Raw genomic sequence first — 15,952 nt, forward strand, 5'->3', positions numbered from 1 at the left:
AAGAGATCTGGGCATATCCTTCTGCTCGACATAATACTTGTTCTTTCTTACAAGGCTCTTGAATATCTCCTCATCAATCTGCTCATATATCTCACTGATAAGCCTGCATCCAAGCTTTAACACACGCTCATGAACATCGTTTGAAAGATCTGCTGCATCCTTCTCTCCATCAAGGAGACTTCTGACATTTTTCTCAATCTCCTTGATATCATTCTGAATAAACTGTAGTATACTGTTGTACATGGAAAGCACCGCCTTTTTAGATTTTTGTCGCAAACTCAATCTTAACATGAAGGCTGGTGCTTTTCCTTTTTTTATTTCTCCGAATCTATATTTACCCTAATTATTTAATTATTTATGATGCTTGTCAAAATGTTTTGCAAAAAATAAGTGCAGCTGCCAGAGTTAATTACTCTGACAACTGCACTTTTAAAGCATTAAAAGTCCTCAATTTTCCCGCTTACCGGAACATCTTTTCCTGCAATCCTTTAGCTCCTCTACATCAACAGTCTTATCCTTATCTGCAAAAGCTCAAGGTATATCATTTAAATTCCAGAATATACTTGGTAACGTCATCATATGAAGGCATTACGGCCAACGCGCCGCGTCTTGTAGTTATAAGGGACGCTGCGGCGTTTGAAAACTCAAGTATTTTGCTTAGATTATCCATATTAAGGTTATCAAGCCCATAATGGTGCACAAAATGAAGCGCACTGGCGCAAAATGTATCCCCGGCACCGGTTGTTTCTATTGTTGCAGGATTAAAAAATCCTCCATGAGATACAACCGTATCCCCATAATATGCTCTGCTTCCTTCCGAACCTAAGGTGGCGAAAATGAGCTTAATTCCAAACTCATCTTTTATGGCAGCTATGCCTTCATCAATATCTGTTTTGCCTGTCACAAGTTCAATCTCATTGTCGGAAATCTTTAAAATATCACAGACGCTCATACCATATCTGATGGCTTCCAAAGCATCCTCAACCTTGTTCCATAAAGGTGCTCTGTAATTGGGATCAAAAGAAACAGTACATCCGCTTTCTTTTGCAATTTCAATGGCCTTCTCAGTTGCCGCTCTGCCACAGGTGCTGGTCATTGAAAGTGTACCAAAGTGAAAAATATCAGATTTCTTAATGTATGACGCTCTTTCCAAAACCTCATCAGCTGTGATCATCATATCGGCTCCGGGATTTCTGAAAAAAGCAAAATCGCGGTCTCCGTTTGGAAGCTTTTGTACGAATGCAAGTGTTGTTCCTACATTTTTATCCTTCAGTACTGCGCTCATGTCAATTCCCTGTTCAGCTGCTTTTGAAACCAGCATTTCTCCCAGGAAATCTTCTCCAACCTTTCCGATAAAAGCTGTTTTATTTCCCAGCTTCTGTAACATGGACAGCACATTACAGGGTGCTCCGCCGGGATTTGCTTCAAAGATTGAATTTCCCTGTTCACTTTTCCCATTATCAGTAAAATCAACCAGCAATTCACCAAGTGCAACCACATCATATCGACTATACATTTCTCATTTCTCCTTATAAAACTGGCAGGATTACTTCTTAATCCTGCCATATCGTCAAAACTATTATTCCTCAGCTAAAGTATTCAGGCACACATCTACCACTGCTTCACCATCTACATTGAAGCTGATACCATCAGCGTGATAGTCCGTAAGAATACTCATTGACATAACCTGTTCCCCATCATTTACAAACACTTCAAGGCTATATCTATCCATTATTATGCGAAGCTTCACTGCTCCGTCATTCTTACCGACCTGACATCTTCTCTGATGAACGATAGCTCTTCTGCTACCCGAATATTTGCGGTCAATTTTTAAAACAGATTCAACCGGATCAAAGAAAACAGAAGAATGGAACCTGCCATTATCTGCAAGCCTTATCTCAATCTTTCTGTACAGATTCTCTGTTCTCTTTATATCCAGAGTCATATCTATTGTTCTTCCACTTATGCCGGAAAGAGTGCAGTCACCTGATATACGTACATTCTTTCTCTCAATAGTGGATGAATATAGCTTTTCAATCTCTTTAAGCGGCTTTTGGATCAGCTTTCCATTAACAATGGAGATTTCTCTTGGCATACTCATCTGTCCAAACCACGGGAAATCATCACGTTTAAATCCGGTGGTATCCCAGTTCTGCATCCAGCCGATCATCACACGTCTGCCATCTTCCAAAAGAAGAGTCTGTGGTGCATAAAAATCTATGCCATAGTCAACAGCCTGAGAATACTCGTCTTTAAACATGCCACTTTCATCCATATAACCTATCTGGCAAAGTGTTCCGTTACCATTATGAAATTCCAATTCTTCAGGAAGCATATCCTGAGGACTTGTAAGCAATACCTGTTTTCCATCTAATTCAAAGAAGTCCGGGCATTCCCACATACGTCCGAAACGATGGTTGTTCTTTGCAAGAAGCCTTTCGTATTTCCAGTCAAATCCATCCTTACTGCTAAAAAGAAGCAGCTGACCATCTGCATCCATAGTCTTACTTGCAATTACAGCCTTAAAGCCATCCTTATCTCTCCATATCTTTGGATCACGGAAATCATTTCTGCTGGCGCCTTCCGGAAGAGATGATTCATCAAGTACAGGATTATTCTCATACTTTACGTAATCTTTTCCATCACCAACCGCTATACACTGAGTCTGAACATCATGAAAAATACCATCTTCGTCTTCTTCCCTTATAACTCCTGTATACATAAGAAGCTGCTTGCCATCTGAAAGTTCAATAGCACTACCTGAAAAACACCCAAAATCATCATATTTTTCATCCGGTGCTATGGCTGCGGGAAGATTCTCCCAGTGCAGAAGGTCTGTACTTACTGCATGTCCCCAATGCATCGGTCCCCAAACTGTATCATAGGGATAGTACTGGTAGAACATATGGAACTTACCACCATAATATGAAAAGCCGTTTGGATCATTCATCCAGCCCACTCTGGGTACCAGATGAAAAATCGGCTTTAGCTCCTTTTTTATAAGCTTCTCCCTTTTTTCCTCATATTCTCTGGCTTTGCTTAACTTATCACTCATAATTACTCCGATCTAATTTAATATGAAGCAACCATACTAAATCATGACTTCGTCATGATGGCTCCTCTTCAAAAAACAAACATATCTATATCCGAAAACTCAGCATCTCCTTCAATATAAATCTGCCATTCGTTATCTACAGCAGAATAAATCCGGTTACTGAGAGCTTTTTCATCATTAACATAGAGCACAACTATTTCATTCTCCACGACCAGCTTTATATCATACGTCTTTCCGGCTTCCAGCCTGCACTTCTGAGAATTCTCAAATGCATCATAGATAATCTCCTGCTGATCAGGATCAATAATTACTTTATAATCTCCAAAGGAAAAACCTGCTTTTCCGTTTGTATTATTGAAGGTTACCTTGCCCTTAAGCAGCATTTTTCGCGGAAGTATTCCCAGGTTTTCCGTAGAAGTAACCTTCATGCCCTGTTCTTTTTTGTCTGCTCCGTTTTCAAAATAGTCCGTGAACTGGTCAGGCATCGTTACTCCCAGTGTGTTGTCATCTTTTTTCACCAGTTTGTACGGCATGACTGAACCTGCCCAGGTATATTCCAAAATATCGCTGCCACGCTTTTTATGATCAAGAAATCCCACTAGATAACGGGTTCCGTCATAAAGGACAGTTTTTGCAGCGTAAAAACCGTTGCCATCAAATGTATCAATTTCAGGCTTTATCCATTCTCCTTCGAGGTCCTGTGTCATTCTGTAGTATGTGACATTATTCCAGGAAAAAACAAGATAATACCAGCCATCTATCTCAAACAGATCCGGGCACTCCATAAAATAAAGCTCATCACTGTAATAAAATTCACCTTCAAATTTCCAGTCTGATAAATTCTTTGATGTATATTTCAGAATACAGCTTCCTGAATCATCATTTCTTTTTCCGCCAACCAGCATCCAATATTCGTCATATTCATCCATCCGGATAACTTGAGGATCCCTGAAATCATTTGTGCTATATCCTTCAGGAGCATGAATCGTATCTTTTGGTAGCTTTTTGTAGGATTTATTATTTTTGCTTACTGCGTGCATCAGGCACTCTCTGTCCTGATTATTATCAAAAGTTTCCGTATAGTCATTGTGTCCTGTATAAAACGCATGGTATTTACCATTTTCTGCCTTAATAAAGCTTCCGGTTCCTACCGCTATATCAGGATCCTCAATGTTTTCTCCAAACGGAATGATCTCTCCGACGTCTGTATAGCTACAGAAGTCTTTTGTGTCAAACCTGTAGATTGGATGATATCCTGTACCGTTATGATCCGTATCATACAGGTAATTGAGATGTATTCCATCTTCGTCAGCCTGTGCCATCACATCTCCAACCCAGGTCTCTTCGATATTGGGGAAAAGGCTGTCTATCTTCTCTCCGCTTTCCGTTTGTTCCCTAGCGTTTCCACATCCCTGACAAAGAAAAAGTGATATGGTCAGAGCTGTTCCAATTACTTTTTTATAATTCATACTCTTTTAAAATGCCCCAGCCAGATCATCTGACCGGGGCGAAACCTATTTGTCTAGTTACATTAAAAGCTCTTAATTAGCATAGAATGCATCAAGATATTTCTGATAGATTGAAAGGTACTCATCAAGACCATAAGCGTTAACCTTATCGAGGTACTCATTCCAACCTTCATCAGTCACACCATTCATAATGAAATCAGACTTGCTTGAATTTACATATGAAATAAGGTCTGTCTGGATTCCTGTAAGTTTTTCTGTGTCATCTGCTGACATGAATACGTTAGGATATACATACTCACAATGCATATCGTCTGTGTAGTATTCCTTGATCCAGTCAAGACGATACTGTGCATCATCAGGGCATGTTACATAAACGCCATAATACTCATCAAGGATTGCAAGAGGACCACCAACAGCCTCTGCTTCTCTAACTTCTACAGGTGAAGCATCTCCAAGAGGTGCATGCTTAAGCATCTTGTCACCGTTCTCATTAGTTGAAAGCTCAAAGATATCGAACTCGTCATCTTCACCATAGGTTCCCCAGTTGTTCTGAGGTGACTGGAAAGGATCATACATAAGATCAAGCCATGCACATACAAATGCAGGATTGTCACACTTAGCTGTTACTACGCATCTTCCGCGGTCAAAACCTGAAGTGAATGAACCGTTCATAGGTGTTACGTTTCTTGTATCTGCCTCAAGTGCAGCAAGGGGTACATAGTCCTCGATATTATCGATATTTGCTACATCCCATGTAAAGCAAACGCCGTATCTGTGGGATTTTCCCTTAGCAACATATGTAGACCAGTCCTGAGTAAAGCATTCAGGATCCATAAGTCCTTCATCATATAACTTGTGAAGCCATTCTACACCTGACTTGAAGCCATCCTGTGTAGCAGTGAAGATAACCTTCTTGTCATCAGTTACAGCAATGTGCTGTCCTATATCATTGTCACCATAGCCTTCGCCAAATCCATTGATAAGAAGGCTGGGATCGTTGTCATTGATGATGCATGACATAGGAATAATGTCACCGTCAATTCCGAATTCTGCCTGAAGCTCAGAAGCATGATCCTTGAATGCAAGGAGTACCTGTTCGAACTCATCAACTGTTGTAGGTGTCTCAAGTCCAAGGAAATCAAGCCACTTCTGGTTGATGTAAGTAAAGTTGTTACCTACAGTCTGGATAGCAGTCTTGTTAGAACCAAGCTGCTCGATCCAGGGAAGTGCCCAGATATGTCCCTCTGAATCTTCACACATTGCGCGGTATTCAGGATACTTGTCAAATACAGCCTTTAAGTTAGGCATGTTTGAATCGATATATTCCTCAACAGGAATGATTACACCCTGATCTGCGTATCTGATAAGATCGCTGTTTGAGAAGCCTGCGTTAAATACGAAATCAGTAAGTGCATCCTTGTTAGCCATGTTAAGACTTATCTTGTCTCCCCACTGATCATTTGAGATTGCAGTCCAATCTACATGTACATTTGTCTCTTCCTCAAGTCTCTTGAAGATTGTCTTGTTGTTCTGATTCTCTTCTGTTCCTGAAGGATAGCTGATCATACCGGTAATTGTAACCTTATCAGCAAGTGGGAAGCTGATGTCTTCAGCTGTCACTTTAGCCGCATCACTTTTTCCGGCTCCATCGCTACTGCCACATCCTGCCATCATTCCGGCAACCATAGTTGCTGTCATAACTGTGGCAAAAATTCTTTTCATTTCCTTTTTCATTTTTCCCTCTCCTTTTTTATTTGAACCCTTTGGGTTATTAACAACGAAGTTCTGCTCTTAGCCTTTTACAGAGCCCACCATAATTCCTGAGTCAAAGTACTTCTGGAAGAACGGGTACATGACTAACAGCGGAAGGCTCGAAATTATGATAGTTGCATATTTCAAAAGCTCAGCAAGCTGCGCTCTTTGTGCTGTACTCTGCATATCCGCGATCATTCCCGGATCAGGCTCATTCTGGATCAGGATTGCTCTGAGCACCAGCTGAAGTGGCTGCTTTGATGAAGAATTGAGATAGATCATCGCATCAAAGTAGCTGTTCCACATACCTACAAACTGCCAAAGAACTAATACTGCAATAAGTGGTGTACATACCGGAAGAAGAATTCTGAAGAAGAATACCAGCTCATTAGCACCATCAACATCTGCCGCTTCTCTGAGCTCGTTCGGAATTCCTTTATAGTAAGTTCTTGCAATTATCATGTTCCACACACTGAAGGCTCCCGGAAGGATTACTGCCCACATAGTGTCCAGAAGACCAATGTTATTTATAAGAAGATATGTAGGAATAAGTCCGCCACCAAAAAACATGGTTATTATAAAAATTGTGTTAAACAGTTTTTTTCCTTTAAAATCATCCCTGGACATGGGATATGCACAAAGTAGTGTTATGAAAACAGAAATTACGCTGAACAACACTGAGTAGATAATTGCATTTTTAAAACCTACCCATATCTGCGAATTCGTCATAACTCTCTCATAAGCAGTGAGCGTCCACTTTTCAAAATCCAGCACGATTCCCTTATTCTGAAGAGTGATGGGATCCATGAAAGACGCCACAACGATATATACCATCGGCAAGATTATCGCAAAGACAAATGCTGCAAGCAGGGCATAACCGAATATCAGAAAGCATTTATCTCCAAATCCATATTTTGCAAACCTGCTTTTTTTCTTAACTATCGTTTTTTCCATCTGAACGCCTCCTTATAATCCCTGTCCGTCGTTCATCTTCTCAACTATCTTATTTACAAGGACCAGCAAAATTACATTGATTACTGTATTAAATAGTCCAACAGCCGTTGAGTAGCTGTAGTCTCCGTTAATAAGACCCTTTTTGTACACATAGGTTGCTATGATCTCAGAAGACGCGAGGTTCATATCTGACTGAAGTGCATAAGCTTTCTCAAATCCAATGCTCATGATGTTTCCTGCCTGCAGGATAAACTGGATAACTACCATATCTTTGATTGCAGGCCACTCTACAGCCTTGATCTGCTGGAAAATGTTGGCACCATCTATCTGTGCAGCTTCCTTAAGCTCCTGGCTTGCATTGGATAATGCCGCAGTATACATAATTGAAGCCCATCCTGCTCCCTGCCATATTCCGCTGATAATGTAGATCGGTCTGAACGCTGCAGGAATTGTCAGGAAGTTGATGTTTGTTCCCATCATCATATTCAGTGGTCCGGTAACTGATAAAAGAATTCTTACCATACCGCAAAGTACTATGACTGAAATGAAATTAGGCATGTACAAAACAAGCTGTATATTCTGTTTTAATTTGCTGCTTCCCACTCTGTTTAACAAAAAGGCCAGAATGATCGGTACCGGGAACCCCCATAACAGTCCGAAAATACTTAACTTTAATGTATTAGCAAGATATTGGAGAAAGTCAGGTGATGATAAAAACTGTTTGAAGTATTTAAGACCGACCCATTCGCTTCCCAGCAATCCTTTGAACGGATTGTATTTCTGGAATGCAATCAGTATTCCTCCCATAGGTACATATCTAAAAAGTATTGTCAAAAACAACGCAGGTCCTAAAAAGAGTACATAAAGCTGCCAGTGTTGCCTGATATATACAAGCGTATTATGCAGCTCTCCTTTTTTTGTCTTTGTATTCATAATATTCTCCCAAAACATTTTACATTTGCACATCTGTGTTTTACATGTGTAAAATATAACACCAACAGGAACGAATGTCAACACTATATTTTTACATTTGTAACACTTTACTTTTACATTTGACACCCTGGTTTTTACATTTTATAATGAAGAAAACAATTCAAGGAAATGGAGATCAGAATAACAGATGGCATCCAGAGTAACATTACAAGACATTGCAGATGCTTTGGGCGTATCAAGAAATACCGTCTCAAAAGCCATTAATAATACAGGCGTTTTAGCTGATTCAACCAGAGACAAAGTATTGCAAAAAGCTTTGGAAATGGGATATAAACAGTTTTCCTACGCAAGCTCGGTATCAGAGATAAAGGCTCCTTCTTTTTCTCAGCCGGCTAAAGCATCAGGAGAAATAGCCCTGTTTACAGGAAATCTTTTGAACAATTCTCACTTTGCATCAACCATGCTGGACAAGTTCCAATATGAGATTTCTCTTCTTGGATACAGCCTTAGCATGCACAGAGTGGACTCCAAAAACATCGAGGATCTAACACTTCCTATTTCTTTTATAAAAGAAAAGACTGTAGCAATAATGTGTATCGAGATGTTTAATCACCCCTACTGTGAAATGCTATGTGACCTGGGTCTGCCGGTTCTTATGGTGGACGCACCCGTGGCAAGCTATTGGAAACCGTTAAATGCAGATCTTATTCTCATGGATAACTTTTCCAATATCTACACAGTAATTAATGATATGAAAAAAAGGGGAATCAGTAGTATTGGATACATTGGACAAGTTACTCATTGCCGTTCTTTTTATGAAAGATTTATGGCCTTTAGAGAAGCCATGTATATCAATGGGCTTACTATTGACGAGAAATTCTGTTTAACAGAAGTACATTCTCATGGAGACGAATACAAGGACTACATCTCTATTGCGCTTTCAAGGCTCAATGAGCTGCCACAGCTTTTTATCTGTGCCAATGACTTTGTTGCAATAGATGTACTATATGGTTTGAAAAAAATGGGGCTTGATTGTCCGGGAGATATAAAGCTTTTTGGTTTTGATGATTCACCAGAATCAAAGATAATGACTCCTTCTCTTTCAACGAGCCATATTCACAGCCAGGTAATCGGATATTCCGCTGCTAACCTGATTATTACCAGAATAGAACAACCTGACTTAAACTTCAGAACTGTCTATACTGAGACGGATCTGATCTATCGAGACTCTACTTCATAGAATAGAATGCTGCTTACATCGCACACCAACATTATACACCATGCACAAGAATTACCGCCATGTGATATCACACGGCGGTAGTTTCTTTACTTCTTAAGCAAATCTTTTACAGTTCTTATTTTAATTCTCTTGCCTTATTTATCACATCTTCCATTATTTCTTTGGTCATGCCGCCAGGAATGTATCCAAGAACATAGCCTTCAGGGTTAATTAAAAATGTGGTTGGGTATGCCGTTATGTAGTAAGGAAGTTGGAGCGATGCCCCCTCATCCATAAGTACAGGATAGGTGTAACCGTTTTCATCAAGGAAGTTGCTGATCCCTTCTATGCTGGTCTCATCTCCCATGTTCGGAAATGCAACACCTAATATCGCCACATCAGAATCCGGCTGAGAGTACTTTTCATATAGCTCCTGTATGTAAGGCATCTCTGCCCTGCAAGGAGGGCACCAGGTAGCCCAAAAGTTGAGGAAGACAATCTTTCCTCTATAATCTGACAAAGAGTGCGTTTCGCCATACTGATCCACCAGGGTAAAATCAGGAGCTAAAATACGCTCTTTCTCAGAAGTTTCAGTTGCCCGGTTCTCCTCACTAACTTCTGTTGCAGCCACATCCTGCTCGTCAGCCTCTTTTGAATTCTCAGCACTAATCTGTGTTCCAGTGAACTGTGAGAGATAATTTGAGATACTGTTAAGTCTTCCTGTAAACATAAGGATTCCCATAAGTATCATGAGCACAGCTCCGATTTTAACTGTATACTTTACAACACTCCTGTGCTTTCCAAAAAACTCTAAAAGTGTTGTGGTAAACAGTCCCATCAGTAAAAACGGGATAACGTAGCCTATGGTATATATTCCAATCAGCAAAAATCCTACGGATGCTGAATCTGCGGAAGCCGCCATGATCAGCACTGATGACAGCACAGGTCCTATGCAGGGGCTCCAGGCAAAACTTATAACAAAACCCATAAAAAGCGCTGTTATAGGAGACATTGTGAGCTTTCCAAAATCTATAGGAATCCGCACATCCCGGCTTAATAGCCTGCTGCTACCAAATACTCCCAGTTGATATAATCCGAACATTATGATAATAATGCCTCCGATTCTCACAAAGAGTATCTGATTACCACTAAAAAACCTTCCAAGAACGCTAAGCCCCATTCCCAGAAGGAAAAAGGCAAAGCTTATGCCAATCACAAAAAATATGGTATTCACCATGACCCTGGCTCTGTCATAATGTTTTGTACCATCATTTTCTTCCTTTAGCGCCCCGCCGGAAAGATAACCCATATACGCAGGTAAAAGCGGTAACACGCATGGTGAGAAAAAGCTCAATATACCTTGTAAAAAAACTGTTAAAAATGAAATATTCATATCAGAAACCCCTATCTCACTGTTTTATTACGGGGAAAATATTGTTTTTCTTTTTTCATCCCCGTAATCCACTTCGCCATTTCCTGATTTTCTTACGTGGATAAATATTGTTTTTCACGATACCCACGTAATTCAAAACAGCAACTGTAAAAAACTAAAAAGCAGCTAATGATTGACCGACCTTCCATGGAGCACCCACAGTCATATCAACAGCTTTAAACGATTTAAATTTCATAACTTGCCTTTCTTTGTAATCGATTGTATTGTGCGCAACCTATTATGATATTATTTCTTTTTCCCGAAATTGTCAATGTACTCAGATTGACTAATTAAAAGGACAGCTATTTCAGGGAAAAAAAATCAGCAGGTGCTTCCTGCCGATTTTTGCTATTTAGCTCGCTTAATAAGTGATAGAATTTTCTATCCACTATGTGAAATTATGTCAGCTTCTGCCGTATGACTCTATATTCTCACTGCCATCACGGCTGCTTTCCAATGTACGCGAGGATGCCTGCCTCCTTATATATAAGTTATATTATATCGAAACTACCTCCGGATCAAAAGACACCGTTATTCTTGTGCCTATTTCCTGACGTGACAGGACTTCAACAGTTCCCTTATGTGCATCTACGATCCATTTTGCAATGGAAAGACCAAGTCCGGACCCGCCGGTTGCGGAATTTCTGGCCTTATCGGATCTGTAGAAGCGCTCGAAGATGTGGCTCAGCTCTTCACCTGCCATACCGATACCTTCATCCTGAACTGTATAAACTATTTTTTCTCCCAGATTTTTAACGGTAAGCTTTATAGTACTGCCTTTATCGGAATACTTTGCGGCATTCTGGACAAATATCCTTATGGACTGCTTTATCATGGCCTGATCGCCTAAAACAAAACAGTCATCACTATCCTCGATAACATACTTGTGATCAGGATCGATCATCGAGGACTCTTCCCACACTTCACGCATTATTTCTGTCAGATCAAGTCTCACCATAGACAGCTTCTGACGGCCGTTATCTCCACGTGCAAGGAAAAGAAGCTGGTCAATGAGTTCCTTCATGTTCTCGGATTCATGCTTGATAGCCTTGATTGACTCATCAAGTACTGCCGGATCATCCTTTCCCCAGCGGTCAAGCATATTGGCATAGCCCTGAATAACAGCTATAGGCGTCCTAAGTTCGTGTGACGCATCGTCAACAAATCTTGCCTGCTGCATTCTGGCCTGCTGCATTCTGTATAAAAGGCTGTTAAGCGCAGCTTCTATGCTGGCAAGATCTTCATCTCCCGTAGATATCCTTGCTCCGTTACTATCGGCAGGAACCTTCAAAATAGCTTCCTCAAGCTCTTCGAATTTAGTAGTATCAAGGGGCACCTCACTTATGGCCTCGGCCTTAAGTGCCAGCTCATTTAAAGGGCGGAGTCTCCTTCTAATCCTTGAAGTATGGGTAAAGGATGCAAGAAGATTAAGAAGCTGGTAGGCGATTACAGCGGCAAGAATTATCCCAATAAATAAAACATAATCCCCCATCGGAAAGCTATACTGGGAGCTGTCCGTATAATAGTTGAGGACAACATTGCTTATCTTATCACCGCTTATTAAAAATCTCCTGATAACCTCGTCCTCCGGAACAGACAGATAGCTTTTATAGCAGAACAGCCCAAAGGAAACCATAAGTATCAATAAATCCAATGTAAAAAAAGCTTTCAGTTTATTAAACCAGAAAGCTGTATTTATACCTCTTGCAATTGATGTAGCACGATTTTTTGCATTATTCATAGCTGGCCTTCTTTTATTACATATCCGACACCTCTGACAGTCTGGATAAGCTTGATGCCATATTTGTCATCTATTTTGGTGCGCAGATGTCTTACATAAACATCTACCACATTAGTCTCACCATCGAAATCATAGCCCCATATTTCGCTTATCAGGCGCTCTCTATCAAGGACTATGTTGCAGTTTTCCATAAGGATTCTAAGGAGTTCAAACTCATAGTGTGTAAGCTCCACCAAATTACCGGCTGCAAGTACTTCGTGTCTGTCCAAATCCATCGTTACGTTATTGATCGTAAGCTGCCTGGAGGCGGTAACTGCACCGGCTTTTCTTTTCAGAGCTACTCTTATACGTGCGAGCAGCTCCTCAATAGCAAAGGGTTTGGTGATATAGTCATCTGCTCCGGCATCAAGACCCGACACCTTATCCATGACCGCATCTCTTGCAGTCAAAAGAATTACAGGCGTTTCCTTTTTTGCTCTTATTCTTCTAAGAACCTCAAAGCCATTGATGCCCGGCAGCATGACGTCTAATAGAATCAGATCATAGTTGATTGAAAGAGCCATATCAAGACCGACTCTTCCATCTTCAGCCTTATCCACGGTATTCCCCTCATGAATAAGTTCAAGTTCCACAAAACGTGCAAGCTGTGTTTCATCTTCTACGATCAATATTTTACTCATTAGTTTTGTTCATCATCCTTTTTGAATTCATTTTTGATTGTCTCAGCGGTCTGAGCTGCTTTATCACAAACATTGTTCATATCTGCAACCACCTTGTCAGCACCTGTAAAGTTGTAAGATACTCCAAAGAAAAGTCCGATAATGATAAGCGGAACTGTTACCCAGAAGAATCCAAGTACAAGAAGTGCCAATACAAGAACCGGAACGCTGGCAATTTTCTTGCCATTCCTGTTTATATTAAAGTAAATATCAAGACTCTTTCGGAATATCAGTCTGAAGAACTCCGCGATATTTCTGAAGCCTTCCTTCACATTACTCCTATTGCAGTCCTTTTCGTACTGTCTCTGAGCCAGCTCAAACTTCTTAATATATTCCATATCCTGGTTTGCTCCGGTGGTATAGCTGCCTTCCTTAGGCTCTATAACCTTGCCCTGCTTTTCCAATTCGATGATTGCATCCAGCATATCGTAATTGGTCTGTTCAAGAACCTTTTTGGCCTCCTCGTAGGATACGCCTGTCTTCTCTCTGAGCTTTTCAACCTTTTCAAAATTTTCCATAACTATTACCTTCCTTTCAGATATTTATGAATTGCTTGTTCATTTGATATCTGAAATGATACAGACCCAAGATTAATATAAGATTTTTGAAAGATTAAAATCAGATTAAAATTAGATTTATATTTAGCTTTTTTATGTCAATCCTCTCCCACAAGGTGCACTGTCTGGGGTTCGTGCCCTACAGCAGGCAAAAACTTCTCGAAAATATCAGAAGTCTTGATCTTCATACTTGATGTGCATACACATGGATGGCAGCCAAGATACTCAGATTCCCTTACATCCTCATCAACAAGGAGCTGTACTTCATGGTTTTCATCGTTCATAAGTCCCATTACGCTTACTGCTCCGGGTTCGATATCCAGGTATTTAAGCATATCCTCGGCTTCTGCAAAAGAGAGCCTTGCTGAATTGATCTGACTTGAAAGCTCTTTTGTCTTGAACTTCTTATCTCCCGGCATGAGCAGCAGATAAAACCTGGTCTTTTGCCTGTTGCATAGAAAAAGGTTCTTGCACATCAGCGTTCCAAGGGCCTTGTCCACTTCCTCGCAGGCTTCCATGGTGGTTGCGGGCTCGTGGTCCACTCTTTTAAACTCTATTCCAAGCTTATCCAAAAGGTCGTAGACTCTGACTTCCCTTGGTAAGCGCCCTTCAAGGCTTTCCGGTCTTCCATCAAACAATTCCATCTGTCCTTACTCCTTAATGCTTTCTTTTATCTTTTTACTAATGGCATGAAGAACAAAGCTGATGCACACTGCAGCAATCGATATTGCAAGACATGTATAAAAAACAGGTCTAAACAGCGGCGCATATTCTTCAGGCGCAAAAATTCCCTGACTGTGAAGCTGTGCGGAATAATATATCCAATAGACTGTAGATACCAGAGCAATGATCCATAAACACCCCCTGGCAACAAAAAGAACTCGTATCTGAGTTTTAGATTTTTCCTGCATTTTTACCTCCCCATGCTCTGCTGCATCGCAAATACTGATTCCGGCAGAACATCAAAACTTTCATACGGATATAATTATACAGTAAAATGGCCTATCCTTATATAGCAAGGTCTACTTCTCTTTTTATATGAAATCTTTTTTTGCTCTGCTATAATATGAATACTGAAATTATTCTGTCGGGTTATTGCAATAACTGTTTTTATCTGAGAAAACAAAGTATTACCCACTAATTATGAGGTGAATCCATGAGAACAGTATTAAAAAACGAGATTTTAGAAGTATCTATAGAATCAAAGGGCGCTGAGATTAAGAGCGTTATTAAGGACGGCAAAGAGTGCATGTGGCACGGCGATCCAAAATTCTGGGGCAGGACATCTCCTGTTCTTTTCCCTTTTGTAGGCTCAGTTGCTGAGGGTAAATACAGAGCTAAGGGTCAGGAATTTCCCATGGGTCAGCACGGCTTTGCAAGAGATATGGAGCATGAGCTTGTGGAAAGCTCTACTGATTTTGCACATTACAGACTGGTTTCAAATGAAGAGACAAGGGCGAAATACCCCTTTGATTTCTGCCTTGAGATAACCTATAAGCTTGTTGGAAATGAGATCACCATTGGCTGGAAGGTATCGAATACAGGAAGTGAAACTCTGCATTACGCAATTGGCGCTCATCCTGCATTTAATTGTGAGCTTGATGAAAACGGCACATTAAAGGGCAACTCTGTTGTATTTGATACAGATAAGAACGTCCTCACAGTAAGGAAATTTCACGATCCTCTTGCAGCCAAGGACACCTACGAGCTTCCTCTTACTGCGGATAAGGCCATCGCCATAGATGAGCACACCTTCGATAACGGTGCCATCATCCTTGAAAACAGCCAGGCTAAAGGCGTAGGAATTAAGGATGCTTCCGGCAAGCTCTTCATAAAGCTTGTATTTGATGCTCCTCTCCTTGGAGTATGGTCACCCTCCGGCAAAAATGCTCCTTTCATTTGCTTAGAACCCTGGTATGGCAGAGCTGATGCCGAGGGCTTCACCGGAGACATCAGCGAGCGTGAATTTGAGCAACACCTTGAACCCGGCGAAGCATTTACTACTGAATATAAGGCGATCTATTATTGATTCTTTTTACAATCATGCCTACCCTTAATAGAAACAGGATCCATTTATCTTGCCCCTTCCACAATATGTCACTAAGCCAAAACAGCATAAAA

The 15,952-nt window shown here is 40.6% G+C and carries 15 protein-coding genes; 2 read left to right on the plus strand and 13 right to left on the minus strand.

All coding sequences use genetic code 11. The features are described 5' to 3' along the window. The 7 genes from G610_RS20935 to G610_RS0113410 all read right to left on the minus strand — a co-directional run. On the minus strand, positions 1 to 243 hold a 243-nt coding region (locus tag G610_RS20935; protein WP_035797584.1), incomplete at its 3' end, for a hypothetical protein. Positions 244 to 541: 298 nt separating this feature from the next. Continuing rightward, positions 542 to 1,516, minus strand: coding sequence for a carbohydrate kinase family protein (locus tag G610_RS0113385; protein ID WP_026525206.1), 975 nt, complete (start codon positions 1,514 to 1,516; stop codon positions 542 to 544). A 63-nt stretch (positions 1,517 to 1,579) separates the two neighbouring features. Further along, complete coding sequence (locus G610_RS0113390) at positions 1,580 to 3,055, minus strand: glycoside hydrolase family 32 protein (protein WP_035793105.1); 1,476 nt, start codon at positions 3,053 to 3,055, stop codon at positions 1,580 to 1,582. 68 nt (positions 3,056 to 3,123) lie between these two features. Continuing rightward, complete coding sequence (locus G610_RS0113395; RefSeq protein ID WP_026525207.1) at positions 3,124 to 4,524, minus strand: glycoside hydrolase family 32 protein; 1,401 nt, start codon at positions 4,522 to 4,524, stop codon at positions 3,124 to 3,126. A 72-nt stretch (positions 4,525 to 4,596) separates the two neighbouring features. After that, positions 4,597 to 6,258, minus strand: a complete 1,662-nt coding sequence (locus G610_RS0113400) for an ABC transporter substrate-binding protein (protein WP_026525208.1) — start codon at positions 6,256 to 6,258, stop codon at positions 4,597 to 4,599. Positions 6,259 to 6,315: 57 nt separating this feature from the next. Beyond that, on the minus strand, positions 6,316 to 7,230 hold the full coding sequence (locus tag G610_RS0113405; protein ID WP_035793099.1) for a carbohydrate ABC transporter permease: 915 nt from the start codon (positions 7,228 to 7,230) through the stop codon (positions 6,316 to 6,318). 12 nt (positions 7,231 to 7,242) lie between these two features. Then, positions 7,243 to 8,163: an ABC transporter permease gene (locus tag G610_RS0113410; RefSeq protein WP_026495560.1), complete on the minus strand. Its 921-nt coding sequence runs from the start codon at positions 8,161 to 8,163 to the stop codon at positions 7,243 to 7,245. A 187-nt stretch (positions 8,164 to 8,350) separates the two neighbouring features. Here G610_RS0113410 and G610_RS0113415 point away from each other — a divergent pair, with 187 nt between their 5' ends. Then, positions 8,351 to 9,403: a LacI family DNA-binding transcriptional regulator gene (locus G610_RS0113415; RefSeq protein ID WP_026495561.1), complete on the plus strand. Its 1,053-nt coding sequence runs from the start codon at positions 8,351 to 8,353 to the stop codon at positions 9,401 to 9,403. A gap of 115 nt (positions 9,404 to 9,518) precedes the next feature. On the opposite strand, the gene G610_RS0113420 is transcribed toward G610_RS0113415, so the two are convergent. The 6 genes from G610_RS0113420 to G610_RS0113445 form a co-directional block, all read right to left on the minus strand. Beyond that, positions 9,519 to 10,775 (minus strand): redoxin domain-containing protein, encoded by a 1,257-nt coding sequence (locus G610_RS0113420; RefSeq protein WP_330368134.1) that lies wholly within the window; start codon positions 10,773 to 10,775, stop codon positions 9,519 to 9,521. 535 nt (positions 10,776 to 11,310) lie between these two features. Beyond that, positions 11,311 to 12,555, minus strand: a complete 1,245-nt coding sequence (locus tag G610_RS0113425) for a sensor histidine kinase (protein ID WP_026525211.1) — start codon at positions 12,553 to 12,555, stop codon at positions 11,311 to 11,313. Next, positions 12,552 to 13,235 carry a response regulator transcription factor gene (locus tag G610_RS0113430; protein ID WP_026525212.1) on the minus strand — a complete coding sequence of 228 codons (684 nt, stop codon included), beginning with the start codon at positions 13,233 to 13,235 and terminating at the stop codon, positions 12,552 to 12,554. The genes G610_RS0113425 and G610_RS0113430 overlap by 4 nt, the downstream gene beginning before the upstream one ends. Beyond that, positions 13,235 to 13,792: a hypothetical protein gene (locus tag G610_RS0113435; RefSeq protein WP_026525213.1), complete on the minus strand. Its 558-nt coding sequence runs from the start codon at positions 13,790 to 13,792 to the stop codon at positions 13,235 to 13,237. The genes G610_RS0113430 and G610_RS0113435 overlap by 1 nt, the downstream gene beginning before the upstream one ends. A 137-nt stretch (positions 13,793 to 13,929) precedes the next feature. Then, positions 13,930 to 14,475 (minus strand): prolyl-tRNA synthetase associated domain-containing protein, encoded by a 546-nt coding sequence (locus G610_RS0113440; RefSeq protein ID WP_026525214.1) that lies wholly within the window; start codon positions 14,473 to 14,475, stop codon positions 13,930 to 13,932. Between the two features lie 6 nt (positions 14,476 to 14,481). Further along, complete coding sequence (locus G610_RS0113445) at positions 14,482 to 14,742, minus strand: hypothetical protein (protein WP_026525215.1); 261 nt, start codon at positions 14,740 to 14,742, stop codon at positions 14,482 to 14,484. Between the two features lie 245 nt (positions 14,743 to 14,987). Here G610_RS0113445 and G610_RS0113450 point away from each other — a divergent pair, with 245 nt between their 5' ends. Continuing rightward, positions 14,988 to 15,860: an aldose 1-epimerase family protein gene (locus G610_RS0113450; protein ID WP_026525216.1), complete on the plus strand. Its 873-nt coding sequence runs from the start codon at positions 14,988 to 14,990 to the stop codon at positions 15,858 to 15,860. The last annotated feature ends 92 nt before the right edge of the window (positions 15,861 to 15,952 follow it).

It is taken from the genome of Butyrivibrio sp. MB2005 (assembly GCF_000424285.1).
In the GTDB taxonomy this organism is placed as follows: domain Bacteria; phylum Bacillota; class Clostridia; order Lachnospirales; family Lachnospiraceae; genus Butyrivibrio.